The sequence below is a fragment of the Ensifer sp. BR816 genome, from assembly GCF_000378985.1.
In the GTDB taxonomy this organism is placed as follows: Bacteria; Pseudomonadota; Alphaproteobacteria; order Rhizobiales; family Rhizobiaceae; genus Sinorhizobium.
Map to the genome: position 1 here is coordinate 1,669,131 of NZ_KB905370.1, position 17,324 is coordinate 1,686,454.

The window sequence follows — 17,324 nt, forward strand, 5'->3', positions numbered from 1 at the left end:
GCCTGCGTTCAGGAGCCGGCCGGGACTAATCCGGCCGGCCCCATGTGGCCCCACGAGAGCATCACGCCCCAAACACCACCAGCAGATCCTTCGCATCGATCTGGTCGCCGGCCCGGACCAGCACCTCGGCGATCGTGCCGTCCTTCTCGGCGTGCAGCGCCGTCTCCATCTTCATCGCCTCGATGGAGAGCAGCACGTCGCCGGCCTTGACCGGCTGGCCGGGATGAACGGCGACGGTCGAGATGACGCCCGGCATCGGCGCGCCGAGATGGGCGGCGTTGCCGGCTTCGGCCTTGCGGCGGATGGCGGCGGAAGCGCCGCGGTTGCGGTCCGGCACCTTGATCGGCCGCGGCTGGCCGTTCAGCTCGAAGAACACCTTGACCATGCCCTTCTCGTCGATCTCGCCCTGCGTCTGGTTGAGGATGACGAGCGTCTTGCCCTTCTCGATGTCGGCGAACAGCTCCTCGCCCGGCGCCATGCCGTAGAAATAGGCGGGCGTCGGCAGCACGGAGACCGGGCCATAGGTCTCGGCGGCCAGCGCATAGTCGGTGAACACCTTCGGATACATCAGGTAGGAGGCGAACTCGAAGTCGTCGACCTTGCGGCCGAGCTTCTCCTCAATGGTTTTCCGCTCCTGGTCGAGATCGGCGGGCGGCAGCAGCGAGCCCGGCACGGCCGTATAGGCCGATTCGCCCTTCAGCGCCTTCTTCTGCAAGGCCGCCGGCCAGCCGCCCGGGGGCTGGCCGAGATCGCCCTTCAGCATCTGCACGACCGAATCCGGGAAGGCGATGTCCTTGGCCGGGTTTTCGACGTCGGCAACCGTCAGGTCCTGGGAGACCATCATCAGCGCCATGTCGCCGACCACCTTCGACGACGGCGTCACCTTGACGATGTCGCCGAACATCTGGTTGGCGTCGGCATAGGCCTGCGCCACCTCGTGCCAGCGGGTCTCGAGGCCGAGCGAGCGCGCCTGTTCCTTGAGGTTGGTGAACTGGCCGCCCGGCATTTCGTGCAGGTAGACTTCGGAGGCCGGCCCCTTGAGGTCGCTCTCGAAGGCCGCATACTGGTGGCGCACCGCTTCCCAGTAGAAGGAGATGCGGCGGATCCATTCCGGGTTCAGGCCGGGGTCGCGCTCGGAACCGGACAGCGCCTCGACGATCGAGCCGAGGCAGGGCTGCGAGGTGTTGCCGGAGAGCGAGTCCATCGCCGCATCGACGATATCGGCGCCGGATTCGACCGCGGCCAGCACCGTCGCCGCGGCAATGCCCGACGTGTCGTGCGTGTGGAAATGGATCGGCAGGTCGGTCGCGTCCTTCAGTGCCTTGAACAGCACCCGCGCCGCGGCCGGCTTCAGGAGCCCCGCCATGTCCTTGACGGCGATGATATGGGCGCCGGCCTTCTCCAGTTCGGCGGCGAGCGCGGTATAGTATTTGAGGTCGTATTTCGGCCGGGCGGCATTCAGGATGTCGCCGGTATAGCAGATCGCCGCCTCGCAGATGCGGTTCTCCTCGGCGACCGCGTCCATCGACACCCGCATGTTGTCGACCCAGTTCAGGCAGTCGAAGACGCGGAAGACGTCGATGCCGCCCTTGGCCGCCTGGCGGACGAAGTATTTGACGACATTGTCCGGATAGTTCTTGTAGCCGACGCCGTTGGCGCCGCGCAGCAGCATCTGCAAGAGCAGGTTCGGCGCGCCCTCGCGCACCATCGCCAGCCGCTCCCACGGGTCCTCTGTCAGGAAGCGCATCGACACGTCGAAGGTGGCGCCGCCCCAGCATTCGAGCGAAAACAAATTGGGCAGCGCCCGCGCATAGGTGCCGGCGATCCGGGCGATGTCATAGGTGCGCATGCGGGTGGCGAGCAGCGACTGATGGCCGTCGCGCATGGTCGTATCGGTGATCAGCACCTGCGGCTGCGCCTTGACCCATTCGGCGAATTTCTTCGGCCCGAGCTCGTCGAGTTTCTGCTTGGTGCCGGGCTTGGCCTCGCCATTGATGAACGGTACGACCGGGGCGGCGATGTCGTCGTTGGGCTTCGGCCGGCCCTTCGCCTCCGGATGGCCGTTGACGGTGACGTCGGCGAGATAGGTCAAGAGCTTGGTGGCGCGGTCCTGGCGCTTGACCTGCTGGAACAGCTCCGGCGTCGTGTCGATGAAGCGGGTCGTGTAGCTGTTGTCCTTGAACTTCGGGTGGCCGATGATCGCCTCGAGGAAGGTCAGGTTGGTCGCGACGCCGCGGATGCGGAATTCTCTGAGCGCCCGGTTCATCCGCGTTATCGCCTCCTGCGGGTTCGGCGCCCAGGCGGTCACCTTTTCCAGAAGCGGATCGTAGTAGCGGGTGATCACCGCGCCGGAATAGGCGGTGCCGCCGTCCAGCCGGATGCCGAAGCCGGTGGCGCCGCGATAGGCGGTGATGCGGCCATAGTCCGGAATGAAGTTCTGCTCCGGGTCTTCGGTGGTGATGCGGCATTGCAGCGCATGCCCGTTGAGGCGGATGTCTTCCTGCTTCGGCACGCCCGATTCCGGCGTGCCGATGGCAAAGCCGTCGAGGATGTGGATCTGCGCCTTGACGATGTCGATGCCGGTGACCACTTCGGTCACCGTGTGCTCGACCTGGATGCGCGGATTGACCTCGATGAAGTAGAATTTGCCGGTGTCGGCATCCATCAGATACTCGACCGTGCCGGCGCCGATATAGTTGGTCGCCTCGGCGATCTTCAGCGAATAGGCGGCGAGCTCCTGGCGCTGTGCGTCGCTGAGATAGGGCGCCGGGGCGCGCTCGACGACCTTCTGGTTGCGCCGCTGGATCGAGCAGTCGCGCTCGAACAGATGTACGACATTGCCGTGCGTGTCGCCAAGGATCTGGCTTTCGACGTGGCGGGCCCGCTCGACGAGCTTTTCCAGATAGACCTCGTCCTTGCCGAAGGCGGCCTTCGCCTCGCGCTTCGCCTCGGTCACCTCGCGGATCAGGTCCTTCGGGTCGCGGATCGCCCGCATGCCGCGGCCGCCGCCGCCCCAGGAGGCCTTCAGCATCACCGGATAGCCGATCGCGTCGGCGAGCCGATGGATTTCCGCCTCATCGTCCGGCAACGGATCGGTGGCCGGCACGACCGGCACGCCGACGGAAATGGCGAGGTTGCGCGCGGCGACCTTGTTGCCGAGCTGACGCATGGTCTGCGGCCGGGGACCGATGAAGGTGATGCCGGCGGCATCGCAGGCATCGACGAATTCCGGGCTTTCCGACAGCAGCCCGTAGCCCGGGTGGATTGCGTCGGCGCCGGACAGCTTGGCGACGCGGATCACCTCGTCGATCGCAAGGTAGCTTTCGATCGGCCCGAGATCGCGGGAAAGGTGCGGGCCGCGGCCGATCTGATAGCTCTCGTCGGCCTTGAAGCGATGCAGCGCCAGCTTGTCCTCCTCAGCCCATATCGCGACCGTTTTAAGTCCCAGCTCATTGGCCGCGCGGAAGACGCGGATGGCGATTTCGGAACGGTTGGCAACAAGGATCTTCGAGATGGACAAGTCGGACTCCTCATAGACTTGGAACGCGGGAATGCTGCACCCGCGAAAAGAACTATTAGCGAGTCAAGGAATGAGATGCAATTTCAGATGCGACATGGGCCATAACCCATTGGGTCAGGAGATCAGCCCCAGGCGGAAGGCGACGAGCGTGTCGCGCCAGCGGAAGCCGCGCTGGGCGTGGCCGAGATAGCGGATGGTCGGGTCGATGACGACATATTTCTTGCGGATGTAGATCTGCGGCCAGCCCTCGGGCCAACGCCCGGCGAGCAACAGCCTCAATGGGTTCTCGTGCGGTTTGGGCTGGCGCACCACGCCGTAGAAATCGAAGCCGCAGCGATCGAGCAGCCGTTCGAACTCGGGCAGGATCTCCTCGCGCGTCTTCATCTCTTCCAGAAGCGCCAGAAACTGTACGAGCAACGTTATATTCATGGAACACCTACGGGTCAGAACGGACAGCGAGCGCTTGCGAAGCCTTCCATGAACGCGCCGTTCAGAAGCCATTCATGTTGCAACCGCGATAATCCCTTCTATCACGCCCGGTCCTGTACGAAACCCGCAAAAATCGGAGTGTGGCAAGAGATAGCGAACGATGGATCGTCCACCAAATCCTCCCTTGGAACCGGATGATCAAGCCGTCTGATTTGCCCGCTTCGCGTTTTCCGCAGGTTTTTCTGAAGGACCGTCTCGCGCGGCTTCGTCGGCTTTGCAGGGCAATCCTGCGTTGACCGCCGGGGGCGCAACGCATTGCCGCATTGCTGTTGCGGCAGAAAAATCCGATGCCCAGAAGGGGTGAGACAGTGTCTTTATTCCAGGTGTATGCAAGAGCGCTTCAGTATCTTGCTGTCCACAAGTTTCGTGTCGGGGCGATCGTCATCGCCAATATCGTCCTGGCTGTGATCACCATTGCCGAGCCGATCCTCTTCGGCCGCATCATCGACGCGATCTCGTCGCAGAAGGAAGTCGCGCCGATGCTGCTCATGTGGGCCGGCTTCGGTGTCTTCAACACCCTCGCCTTCGTGCTCGTTTCCCGCGAGGCCGACCGTCTTGCGCATGGTCGTCGCGCAACGCTGCTGACCGAGGCCTTCGGCCGGATCGTCTCCATGCCGCTTTCCTGGCATAGCCACCGCGGCACCTCCAATGCGCTGCACACGCTGCTGCGCGCCTGCGAGACCCTGTTCGGCCTCTGGCTCGAATTCATGCGGCAGCATCTCGCGACCGCCGTGGCGCTCGTCCTGCTGGTGCCGACCGCCTTCGTCATGGATTTCCGCCTGTCGATGGTCCTCGTCGTGCTCGGCGCCGCCTATGTGGTGATCAGCAAGGTCGTGATGAACCGTACGAAGGACGGCCAGGCCTCGGTCGAGAACCACTATCACACGGTCTTCTCGCACGTCTCCGACTCGATCAGCAACGTTTCGGTGGTTCACAGCTACAACCGCATCGAAGCGGAAACGCGCGAACTGAAGAAGTTCGCCGAACGGCTTCTCTCGGCGCAGTACCCGGTGCTCGACTGGTGGGCCTTGGCGAGCGCGCTCAACCGCATCGCCTCGACCATCTCGATGATGACGATCCTCGTTATCGGCACGATCCTGGTGCAGCGCGGCGAGCTCGGCGTCGGCGAGGTCATCGCGTTCATCGGCTTCGCCAATCTGCTGATCGGCCGTCTCGACCAGATGAAAGCCTTCGCGACACAGATCTTCGAGGCACGCGCCAAGCTTCAGGACTTCTACCAGCTCGAAGATTCGGTCCGCGAACGCGATGAGCCGGCCGGCGCCGGGGAGCTCACCGGCGTCGTGGGTGAAGTCGAGTTCCGCGACGTCTCCTTCGACTTCGCCAACTCCGCCCAGGGCGTGCGCAATGTGTCCTTTACGGCGAAGGCCGGCCAGACGATCGCCATCGTCGGCCCGACCGGCGCCGGCAAGACGACGCTCGTCAACCTGCTGCAGCGTGTCCACGAGCCGAAACACGGCCAGATCCTGGTCGACGGCGTCGATATCTCGACGGTGACGCGCAAGTCGCTGCGCCGGTCGATCGCCACCGTCTTCCAGGACGCCGGCCTGATGAACCGCTCGATCGGCGACAACATCCGGCTCGGCCGCGAGGACGCCTCGCTCGAAGAGGTCATGGCCGCTGCCGAAGCGGCCGCCGCAAGCGACTTCATCGAGGGCCGCCTCAACGGCTACGACACGCTCGTCGGCGAACGCGGCAACCGGCTCTCGGGCGGCGAACGCCAGCGGATCGCGATTGCCCGCGCCATCCTCAAGAACGCGCCGATCCTGGTGCTCGACGAGGCGACCAGCGCGCTCGACGTCGAGACCGAGGCACGTGTCAAGGATGCAATCGATGCGCTGCGCAAGGACCGCACCACCTTCATCATCGCCCACCGGCTGTCGACGGTGCGCGAGGCGGACCTGGTGATCTTCATGGATCACGGCCGGATCGTCGAGATGGGTGGCTTCAACGAGCTCAGCCACAGCAACGGCCGCTTCGCCGCACTGCTGCGCGCCAGCGGGATCCTGACGGACGAGGATGTCCGCAAGAGCCTCACGGCGGCGTGACGCCACCTCCCCTGCGAACAAAGGAATGCCCCGGAACCGTTCCGGGGCATTTTCTTTTGAGGCAATGCGATGATCGCGGAAGGCGCATGTGCTTCTCGCCCGCGCGAGGTTAATAGACGTCCCTGTCGAGACTTCTCGCGTCGTCCGCCATCTTTTCGCGGTAAATGTCTCCTGCCTTGCTTTGGCACGCCAGGGACGCGCTCTTTGAAGCGGGATTTCGTAAGCAGGATCTGCCCGATCGAGCATTGCTACCGCGAGACTCGGCTCAAGCGCCTCCGAGCCTCGAGTGATCCATCTCCCATCGGGGCCGATCATCCCACCGGCGCCCTCGTGAGCGGCTTGTGCCGGCGTCGCCGCCGCTATCCAAATGCAGTTCAGCCCAGCATGCGCCTGCAGCGCGATCTGGAAGTGTTGGGGAATGCCATAGGAGGAAAATAGAACCGCATCGACACCAAGACGCTCGTACTCGGCGAATATCTCAGGAAATTGCGACTCGATGCACACAGCGCAGCCAAAACGATAACCATCGACCTCGAACGTGACAGGCTGCAGTCCTGGCGTATACCAGCCGCCAAGCTCGCTGCTCGACAGATATCTCTTATCGTATCTCGTCAGCAGCTTCCCATCGTCCGCAAACACGTAAAGGCTGTTGTGTGGCGGGTAGGTTCCGGAGAGCCGATGCGCAGCACCTACGACAGCAAAGATGCGGAATTGCCTGCAGACTTCGGCGATGCTCCGAAGCTCGGTTTCCTGCCGATCCCAATCGAAGTCCCGCCAATGATCAGGACTTCCTATTTGTGCCTTCCCGTAGCCTGACAGCGCGCCTTCGCAAAAGCTGATCAGCCGCGCGCCTTGAAGCGCCGCTCTCCTGATCATGTCGCCTATTGCGGTTGCGTTTAGCGAAATCGCCGCCGACACGGGCGTCTGCGCTGTGGCCACTTTCAAGGAATGAGCCCTCCCCATCCACGAATCGGTGAATCCTTGGACACATCCTACGCCACATCGAATTCATGCAAATCTCGACCGATCCGGAGGCGCTCTCACGCAGCCCTCAGCGGCTTCACGCTCCCCACCTCCTTTAGCCAGTCGAGGTAATAGGCATAGACGAAGTGCAGACCGACGCCGGCGACGACGAAGAGGGAGCCGATGATCGGGTTCTTGCCGGTGACGAAGAGCAGCACCTGCCCCGCCATGGCAAGGATCGTTCCGAAGATGAAGACCGGCAGGGAGTTGCGCCCGATCATCACCAGCGGATGATTGGCATCGAGCCGCGTCAGGCGGCTGACGAGCGGGGTGATCGCCAGAAGATAGGCGAGCGCCAGCACATGCAGCAGTCGCGTCAGCGACAGGAAAGTCTTGTCGAAGCCGGTCAGGACCGCCGGTAGGCCGAAGGAAAAGTCGATGTTCCACCAGGAAAACAGCACCCAGGCGCCTGACACCAGCAGATAGGCCACGGAAGGCAGGATCAGCCACCAGGTTCTGGGCAGGCTGCCGCCGCGGCGCACATGCGTCATCGCGATGATGCCGATCACGAACAGGAACTGCCAGGACCACGGATTGAGGAACCAATAGCCCTCGTCGAGGAAATTGTATGGCACCAGCTTGAAGCAGCCGGCGGCCAGCCAAAGCGTTGCCGAGAGGCCGAACAGCAATCGCGGGCTCGCAGCATTCAGCCAGAGCATGCCGGGCAGCATCAGGAACAGCACCGCATACATCGACAGAATGTTGTTATAGCCAAGCTGGTGGCCGAGCAGCACCATGGCGACGATGCCCTGCTCCGCCTGGTCGACGATCGGGCGGATGTTGATTTCGCCGATCAGGTCCTGGCGGCCGAAATAGAGGGCGCCGCCGGCGAAGATCGCCAGCGTCACCACGCTCGTCATGATATGCGCGACATACAGCGTCAGCGCCCGCCGCCAGACCTTGAGCGTCAGGGCCAGCCGCGCGCCCGCCACGAACCTGCCGCCATAGGCGACGCCGACCGAAAGGCCGGAAATCAGGACGAAGGCCTCTGCCGAATCGGAGAAGCCGATGTTCTTGTGCGTGAGATATTCGAGATACTGGCCCGGAACGTGATTGATGAAGATCGTCAGCAGGCAGAGGGCTCGAAAGACGTCGAGGCGCGTGTCGCGCCCTGCCATAGCCGGGGCGGTTCCGATTGGGTCTCTGCCGCCCCAAGAAGTCTTTTGCAGCATGCGGTCCTTATCCGGGATTTGGCGCCCCGCCCCACCCCTTGTTGAAACCGGACGCAGCCGCACCAGAGGGTCTTCCGGCAGCGTCTATGAAATCGCGACCCGAAATTCGGGGCGCGCCGACCGCAACTGAACGGCAAAGAAAAACCGGCCTCGCACGTTCCGTACAAAGCCGGCTCCTCCGTGTCATTTCCGGCAGTTACAGCAAAATGCCTTCATGCGCGTTTTTTGTGACACTATTATTGACGCTGACGATCAACTCACCGGATTTTTTGTCGCGGCTGACGGAAATCCGGTGCGTCGCACCGTTCAGCCGAACCTCGGCGGAGTAGCCGTCCCAGTGTTCCGGCAAGACTGGCCGGATCGCCAGCCTCTCGCCGCGCTGGCGGATACCGAGGATGCCTTCCACGCCGGCGCGATAAAGCCAGCCCGCCGAGCCCGTGTACCAGGTCCAACCGCCGCGGCCGGCAAGCGCTCCCTCGCCATAGACATCGGCGGCGACGACGTAGGGCTCAACGCGGTAATGCTCCGCGTCGCTGCGACTCTGCGCATGCGAAATCGGGTTCAGCATCTGGAAGGCACGCCAGGCTTCCTCCGCCCGTCCCTGGGTGGCGAAGGCCAGCACGACCCAGGTAGCCGCGTGGGTATACTGGCCGCCATTCTCGCGGACGCCCGGCGGGTAGGACTTGATATAGCCGGGATCCTGCTTTGTCTTTTCGAGCGGCGGCGTGAAGAGCCGGACGATGCGCTTCTCCGGGTCGACCAGTTCCGCCATCACCGCATCCATGGCGCGCCGGGAACGCTCCGCGTCACCCTCGCCCGACAGCGTGCTCCACGACTGCGCGATCGAGTCGATCCGGCATTCGTTGCCTTCCGCCGAGCCGAGCGGCGTCCCGTCGTCATAGTAGCCGCGGCGATAATAGTCGCCGTCCCAGCCGGCCTCATCGAGCGCCCGCTTGACGATGTCGAGATGCGTTTCGAAGAGCGCGATGCGCGGCTGGTCCTTGCGCTCGCGCGCGTGCGGCAGGAAGGCGCGCAACGTACCGGCCAGGAACCAGCCGAGCCAGACGCTCGTACCCTCGCCCTCTTCGCCGACGCGGTTCATGCCGTCGTTCCAGTCGCCGCCGAGGATCAGCGGCAGGCCGTTGGCCCCGGTGCGCTTGATGGCGAGTTCGAGCGCGCGGGCGCAATGCTCGTAGATGTCGGCCACCTCGTCGGCGATCTCCGGCGTGTAGAAGCTGTCGTGCTGTCCTTCTTCGAGCGCCGGCCCGACGATAAAGGGCAGCTTCTCGTCGAGAATGTCCTTTGTGCCGGTGACCACGCAATAATGCGCGACCGCATAGGCGAGCCAGACGACATCGTCGGAAATCATCGTGCGGACGCCGGAGCCGGAGCCCGGCAGCCACCAATGCTGCACGTCCCCTTCGACGAACTGCCGGGAGGCGGCGTTGATAATTTGCGCCCGCGCCAGTTCCGGCCGGTGGGTGAGGAAGGCGAGCGTATCCTGCAACTGGTCGCGGAAGCCAAAGGCACCGCTCGCCTGATAGAAGGCCGATCGGGCCATGATCCGGCAACCGAGCGCCTGGTAGGGCAGCCAATGGTTGACCATGTGGTTGAAGCCCGGGTCGGGCGTCTCGACCTTCACCACATCGGTGAACTCGCGCCAGAAGGTTCTTGACGCCTCCAGCACCTTGTCGAAGGCACCGGCGCGCAGTTCCGAGAGAATGCCCTCCACCTGATCGCTGCTGTCGGCATCGCCGAGGTAGAAGGTGATCTGCCGCTCGCTCCCCGGTTCGATGGCGAGATCCGTCGCCAGTGCCGCGCAGGGGTCGCCGTCCGTCTCGGTCGACCCGGAAAGCGCGGTGCCCGAGAGGACGGCCTCGGGGGCGAGGATCGCGCCATTCCGGCCGAGGAACTCCCGGCGGCTCGCCGTATGGCCCGCCGTCGCGCCATCGATGGCGAAGAAGGCGGTGCGGCCCGCATAGTCGATGCTGTAGGGATTGGTCGCCAGAAGCGCCTTCGCGGCTTCCTGCCATTCCGCCAGCACGAAGGGTGCCGTGCGGCTGCGATTGTTGCCGAGAACCCACTCGGCATAGCCATAGACGCGCAGCTTGCGGGCAGACGAACCGCGGTTACGGATCGTCAGCCGGACGAGCTTGGCCGGCAGCGACCTGTGCACCGTGTGGGTCGCTTCGATCTCGAGGTCGTCCTGCCTGCTTCGGAAGAGCGAATAACCAAGGCCATGACGCGCTTCGAACAGCGCCGACTTGCGCCGCGAAAGGGCGGCGTGGGGCGTCAACACCGCACCGCTGGCAATGTCGCGGATAAAGATCGCTTCGCCCGGCCGGTTGACGACGGTGTCGTTGGTCCAGGGGGTCAGCTGGTAGTCGCGCGAGTTGCGGCTCCAGGAGAAGCCTGCTCCCTCGGCCGACACATGGAAGCCGAAGGCCTCGTTGGAAATGACGTTGATCCACGGCTGAGGCGTCGCCTCGCCGCCACGCAGCCGCACGACATATTGGCGGCCCTCGTCGGCAAATCCGCCGAAACCGTTCCAGAATTCGAGGCCGTCACCAGAGACGGTCACTGCTGCCCCCGAGGCTCCATCCTGGATCACCGGCAGCATGCGAGTGCTCTCCTTCGCCTCGCCCGCAGGCTTTGCGTAAAGGGCAGTGGCGCGGGCGATCTGGTCGGTGATCGTGCCGTTGCGGGCGTGGAAGACGGCGCGCGATGCCGAGATCAGGGTCGACCAGGTCTCCGGCTCCATCAGGTCGCGCCTGACGGCGAATATGTGCTGGCGCGGGCCGTCCGAAAGCCCCCGCAGCCTCAGGTTCTCGCACATGGAATCGAGCGTGTGCTGCAGATCCTGCGCATAGGACGAAGCGCGCTCGTTGACGACCACCAGGTCGGCGGTGATGCCGCGGGCCCGCAGATACTCCTGCGCGCGCAGCGCCTCGCGGGCGATGCCGAGGTCGCCGTCGTCATTGATCCTCAGGCAGAAGATCGGGAAGTCGCCGGAGATCGCCAGCGGCCAGAGCGCCGCCTGGGAGGCAAGGCCGCTCTTGACGCTCGCGGTATCGGCGCGAAGATGCATGTCCGGATAGACCAGATAGCGGCCGAGCATCTGGAAGCTCGCGGCTTCCTTAGAGGTGATCCCGACATGGCGCATCTGCACCTGGCTGCGGGTCCAGGCGTGGATCAGCTCGTGATTGAAAGTTTCCGGGTGGCGGTAGCGGTCGATCGCCCGGTCGACCGCTTCCCGGTCCGGGGCGGCGATCGTCCAGAAGATGACGCTCACCTTCTTGCCGGCCGGCACCCGCACCACGCGCCGAAGCGCCATGATCGGATCGAGCGTATAGCCGTCGGTGCCCGAAAGGCTGGCGCCCGTGTCGAAGGCGGCAGCCTCCGACAGCGTGCGGCCCTGGCCAAGGAAGCGGCGGCGGTCTGTTTCCGCCTGGGTGTGGCGGTCGCTGCCGGCATTGTCGGTGATCAGATGCGCGACCTCGATATCCGGGTCACCGGGACTGCGCTTGTTGCGCGACACCCGGATGACGTCGCCCTGCCGGCTGATCTCCGTGCGGATGAACATCTTCGAGAAGGCCGGATGCGCGCTGTCGGCGTCGTCATAGGCAAGCACCGGCTCGGTATAGGAGGTGACCTCGATGAACCGGTCTTCCGTCCCCGTATTGAGCAGGATCACCCGGCGGCCTTCCGCGTCGTGTTCGGTGGCGACGATGCATTCCACCTCGCTCGTGAGATCGCCGACGGTCTTGACGAACTCCGCCTTGTCGTCGCCGAAGCGGGTGAGCGTCGTCTCGCCCTCGGCACGCCGCGGCTCGGCGGTCGCCGACCACCAGTCGCCTGTGAGCGTGTCGCGCAGGAAGATGAACGTTCCCGTCCTGTCCTCCACCGGGTCCGGCTTCCAGCGGGTGACCGACTGGCCGTTCCAGCGCGCATAGCCGGCGCCGGTCGCCGTCAGCATGATCGAATAGTGGCCGTTCGACAGGAACACCGTCTCGCGGTCCTGCGACAGCGGCTCCTCGATGATCCGGACTTCCGGGCGCAGCAGGTCGGCCTGGCCCTTGCCGAGCGATTCCGGCTCGCGCTTGGCGGCCATCACCGGAATGTCGCGCGGCGCCTTCTCCTGCAAGAGGAGCTCGGCCGCCTCGATCACCGGATCGGCGTGGAACCATTCGCGCAATTGCCCATTGAAGACGACGTTTGCGACGGCTGCGATCGACATGCCGTGATGGTGGGCATAGTAGTTGCGCACTACGGCGCATTTCTGCCCTTCGGGCACCCGCGTCGGCGTGAAATCCACCGCATCGTGATAGCCATAGGCACCCAGCGCCCCGACTTCCCGCAGCCGCTCCAGATTGGCGAGTGCCGACTTCGGATCGTACATGCAGGCGAGGATCGACGCGTAGGGCGCGATCACCGCATTCTGGCCGAGGCCGCGTTTCAGGCCCAGCGTCGGCACGCCGAAATTGGTGTACTGGTAGGTCAACTCGTGGTCGCGCGCGTTGAAGGCGGCCTCGGAGATGCCCCAGGGGGTCCCGAGGCGCCGGCCATGGTTGATCTGCTCCTGCACCACCAGGTTGTTCGTCTGGTTGAGGATGCCGCCTTGGCGCTCCTGCATGACGAGCGGCGGCATCAGATATTCGAACATCGAGCCGGACCAGGAGACGAGCGCGCCGCGCGCGCCGATCGGCACGATCGGCCGTCCGAGCTTGTACCAGTGCTCGGTCGGCAGGTCGCCCTTGGCGATCGCAAACAGGCTGGTCAACCGCGCTTCCGAGGCCAGGAGGTCGTAGCAGGCCTCGTCGAGTTCGTTGGCGTTCACCCGGTAGCCGATCGACAGCAGCCGCCGCTCCGGCCGGAACAGGAAGCTGAAGTCCATCGAGAAGGCGATGTCGCGGGCCCGGTCCTTCAGCACCAGCAGGCGCTGGCGCAGCGAGTCGATCGCACCGAGATCGAAGACGCCGTCGGCGATATGCGCCTCGCAGGTCGCCACCAGCGCGCTCGCCCATTTCGCCACTTCGCCGCTCTGGGCGGTGCGGACCTCATGGTCGAGATTGACGGTCAGCTTGTGCATGTCGCGGGCAAGCACCGCCAGGTTGATCACCCGGATCGAGGCGAACTCGTGCTCGCGTTTGACCGCGGCGAGCGCGTTCTGGAAGCCGGCGATGCGCTCTTCGATCAGCCGCCTGAGCGGACGCACGGTCTTGCGGTCGTCCGGCAGTTCGTTCAGCACCTCGGAGAGAATCGCGGCGACGTCGCCGATCCCGTCGAGGTTGCCCTGGACATGGGCAGAGGGCGCCTCGGCCCATTCCCGGCACATGGAAGACACGGCGATCAGGTGCCCGGCGAGGTTGCCGCTGTCGACCGACGAGATGTAGCGCGGCTCCATAGTTTCGAGGCCGCGCGTGCGGTACCAGTTGAACAGATGGCCACGATATTTGGGCATGCGATCGATCGTTGCGATCGTCTGCTCAAGCCGCGTGATCGTCTCCTCGAAGCCGATCCAGCCGAAGGAGCGCGCCGACATCGCCGACAGCAGATAGACACCGATATTCGTCGGCGAGGTGCGTTCCGCCAGGACCGGTTGCGGTGTTTCCTGGAAATTGTCCGGCGGCAGGAAGTTCTGCTCGGCCGTGACGAAAGCCTCGAAGTAGCGCCATGTCCGCCGAGCGATCTTGCGCATGTCGTCGATCGCCTCGTCCGAGACGACGAGCTGGTCTTCGGTTTCCGCAGACTGGCTGACGAACCATGCGACCGCCGGCGACGCCGCCCAGAGAAGGGCGAAGGGGATGCCGATGAAGGGCAGCCCGGTGTCGGAGACGGCGGCGAGCGCCAGCGAGACGAGAGAAAGCGCCGGCGCTGCCCACATGGCGCGGAAATAGTCGCCGATCGAGCCGTGGCCGGCGCTCTGGACCTGCGCGGCCGTGCGCCATTCGAGCATCAGCTTGCGGCTGACGAAGGTGCGGTAGAGCGAGCGGACGATCGAGTCCGCCATCATCGCCGCATTGTGGGCGATGAAGACGATGCGCAAGGCAACCTGGGCGTTGGCGGCACGGATGTCGGAAAGCACCGTGTGGATATGCGCGCGGGCGACGATATCGTTGCGTCGCGGCATGATGCCGTTGATGAGCGACAGGGTCGGCGCGACGAAAAGGCTGAAGATCAGCACGATCTGCCAGATCAGCGCATCCGCCGGCTCCATGTAGTACCAGCCCATGACGGAGGCCGCGAGCCAGGCGACGGGGATCAACGAGCGGCGCAGGTTGTCGTACATCTTCCAGCGGCCGAGCATGGAAAGCCCGTTCGCCAGGCTGAAAATGTAAGGCAGGAGCTGCCAGTCGCCGCGCGCCCAGCGATGCTGGCGCGACATTTCCACCTCGTAGCGGGTGGGAAAGTCCTCGACGAGCTCGATGTCGGTGACCAGCGCGCAGCGCGCATAGGAGCCCTCGAGCAGGTCGTGGCTGAGCACGGCATTCTCTTCGATGCGGCCCTTGAGGGCGGCCTCGAAGGCATCGACGTGGTAGAGCCCCTTGCCGGTGAAGCTGCCTTCGCCGGTGATGTCCTGGTAGACGTCGGAAACGGTGAAGATATAGGGATCGATGCCGCGGTTGATCGAGTATATGCGCTGGAAGGCCGAGGCCTCGCTGCCCGTCGTCAGCGACGGCGTCACGCGCGGCTGCAGGAGGCTGTAGCCGGCGACGACGTTCTGGTTTTTCGGGTCGACGACCGGCCGGTTGATCGGGTGGTAGAGCTTGCCGACCAGCTTCGTCACCGCGTCGCGCATCAGGCGCGTGTCGGAATCGAGCGTCATGACATATTGCACGTCCGCCGGCACCGTGTTGGCGCCCTGGAGGAACGACGTGTCGCGATCGCCGCGCAAGAGGAGGTTGAGCTCATGCAGCTTGCCGCGCTTGCGCTCCCAGCCCATCCAGACGCCTTCGGCCTCGTTGAACAACCGCCGGCGGTGCAAGAGGAAGAAGCGCGTCCTGCCGTCATAGGCATAGCGTGCGGCGAGCGCGGCCACTTCGCGCTTGGCATATTCCAGCACGTCCGAATCGGCCGCCGTTTCCTCGAATTTGCTGTCGGCCCAGTCGCTCAACAGCGCGAAGGAGATCTCGCCCCGCGGATTGGCGAGATAGTGAACCTCGAGATTGCGCACCAATTCGTCGACATGGTCGCGCTTGGCGATCAGGCACGGCACCACGACGAGCGTGCGGGCGTCCTCGGGGATGCCGTCGAGGAATTCGTAGCCGACGAGCCGCGACGGTTTGACGAAGAGCGTGATCAGCGTGTTGAACAGGCCCATCGCGCCTTCGGAGGCCGGCAGCGCGAAAAGCAAGAGCATGATCAGCTTCGCGCCGCTCGGAATGTCCATCGGGCTGACGAACACGTAGACGGCGATCATCGCCAGGATGGTCAGGAGGATGTTCGGCCCGGCGATCGCAAACCAGTCGAGCTTGCGCACCAGGCGGATCATGCGCTGCAGCACCGACGGCGAATAGCCGATCCGCCTCTCCAGGTCCTTGCGCCGCTTGCCGACGAGGAAGGCGCCGACATTCGGCTCCTGCAGCGGCGCCTCGACCGCGGCGGCGGCCCGCGCCTCCTCGACCATCTCGATCGCCGTTTCGGTGACCTCATGCTCGCTGTAGCCGGACCGGCGGGCAAGCTTTTCGATCGTGTCCCGATACTTGTTGCGCGAGCCGAAATCGAGGGCCGAATAGTCGGAACCGTCGCGCAGCGTCGCGTCGATCCTGCTGACGCTCTCGAACCAGACGGCCCAGTCGGTGTCGTCGATTTCGCGCAGGCCGCGAATGATGTTGCTCATCGTCGCATTGCCCGACGACAGGCGGTTCTGCTCGGCGACCAGCGCCTCCTCGACGTCGGTGCCGCGCTGCTCCAGCCTTTCCTCGATCCAGGCGATGACCGCGCCGGAGGTCTGCGAGCCGTCGCGCATGCGGTAGAGGAGCTGAGCGATGAAGGTATTGTCGGCGGCGAGCGCCTCCGAGTCCGCCAGCAGCGCCCGGCATCGATCCGGATCGCCGAGACGAATGATCTGGTCGGCGACCTCGTTCGCCTTGCGGCGCATGCCGCGCGAGCGCTCGACGCGGATCGCGATGCGTCGAAGGTTCTCGATGAGCACGAAACGAAGGATCGACGGCAATGCCCACAGCTCGCCGATCTTTAAGGTCTCATGCTCCTGGAAGCCTTCGACCATCGCGGTGATGGTCTCACGCGAAACCGTGCTGTGCGTGTGGGCCACGAAGAGCCAGGCCAGCGCCATTGTGCGCGGTATGGTCGTTCCGGAGACCGACAGCGTCGGCAATTGGCGGTAGAACCTGCGCGGAAAGTCGCGCCGGACCTCCTGGATCGCTTCCTCGACGACGTGGTGGTTGTCGAGCAGCCACTCCGCCGCCGGCGTGATCGAGGCGCCGGCTTCGACATCGGCGGCCGTCGCCCGGTAGACGCGGAAGATCTCCCTTTCATTCTCCCGGTGCCTGGTGCGGAACTCGAAGGGAAAGAATCCCGGCAGGGAGGCAACGCCGTTTAGCGCAAGCTCGGCCCCGCACGCCCTGAGGTCGTCGATCGAAAAATAGGTCGAGCGGATCGAATCGTTATAATCGATTTGCTTCGCTTCCGTTTCGCGCGGTGTATTGGACGACGTCGTATGTTGGAGCATGGGTATGGATTCTGGTTCCAACCGGGGTTGATCGGCCCGGTTCTCGTTGATCTGCCGAATTGGCTGCGGCCCTGAAGATCCAGGCGGCGCCGGCGCGTTTCTAGACACGGTCATGTGTCCCCCCATCAGCCCTCGTCATCCTGGAGCCGGAAACCCGCGGGAGCGGGCGCCGGCCGGGACTTGGGGCTTAGAGATCGCAAGGCCGACGGCGCGTTGGATGTCACGGCGGCGTGATGCATGAACGTGGCATTTTTTAGCCGTAGTGTCAGCGGCTTGCAAGGATTGCGAGCACCGTCTCGGACGATTTGCGCTGGCCTGCCGCGGCGGCCATGCGGCGCGGCCGCACGCTCCCGCAGCCTTGA

The 17,324-nt window shown here is 64.5% G+C and carries 4 protein-coding genes and 2 pseudogenes; 1 reads left to right on the top strand and 5 read right to left on the bottom strand.

Annotated elements, in window-relative coordinates; all coding sequences use genetic code 11:
• Positions 1 to 61 precede the first annotated feature (61 nt).
• Both pyc and RHIBR816_RS33800 read right to left on the bottom strand, forming a co-directional pair.
• Entirely contained in the window at positions 62 to 3,520 is a 3,459-nt protein-coding gene (gene pyc / locus RHIBR816_RS0108075; RefSeq protein WP_018236023.1) for a pyruvate carboxylase, read from the bottom strand.
• A gap of 132 nt (positions 3,521 to 3,652) precedes the next feature.
• Positions 3,653 to 3,949 (bottom strand): annotated as a pseudogene (locus RHIBR816_RS33800) (autoinducer binding domain-containing protein); the annotation flags it as partial.
• A gap of 368 nt (positions 3,950 to 4,317) precedes the next feature.
• Here RHIBR816_RS33800 and RHIBR816_RS0108085 point away from each other — a divergent pair.
• A complete protein-coding gene (locus tag RHIBR816_RS0108085) occupies positions 4,318 to 6,075 on the top strand; it encodes a glucan ABC transporter ATP-binding protein/ permease (protein WP_026186757.1) in 1,758 nt (585 codons plus the stop codon).
• 294 nt (positions 6,076 to 6,369) lie between these two features.
• Here RHIBR816_RS0108085 and RHIBR816_RS35705 read toward each other — a convergent pair.
• The 3 genes and pseudogenes from RHIBR816_RS35705 to ndvB all read right to left on the bottom strand — a co-directional run.
• Positions 6,370 to 7,038 (bottom strand): annotated as a pseudogene (locus tag RHIBR816_RS35705) (carbon-nitrogen hydrolase family protein); the annotation flags it as partial.
• Positions 7,039 to 7,115: 77 nt separating this feature from the next.
• Positions 7,116 to 8,270, bottom strand: a complete 1,155-nt coding sequence (locus RHIBR816_RS0108095; RefSeq protein WP_026186758.1) for an OpgC family protein — start codon at positions 8,268 to 8,270, stop codon at positions 7,116 to 7,118.
• Positions 8,271 to 8,466: 196 nt separating this feature from the next.
• Complete coding sequence (ndvB, locus tag RHIBR816_RS0108100; RefSeq protein WP_026186759.1) at positions 8,467 to 17,076, bottom strand: cyclic beta-(1,2)-glucan synthase; 8,610 nt, start codon at positions 17,074 to 17,076, stop codon at positions 8,467 to 8,469.
• Positions 17,077 to 17,324: the final 248 nt, after the last annotated feature.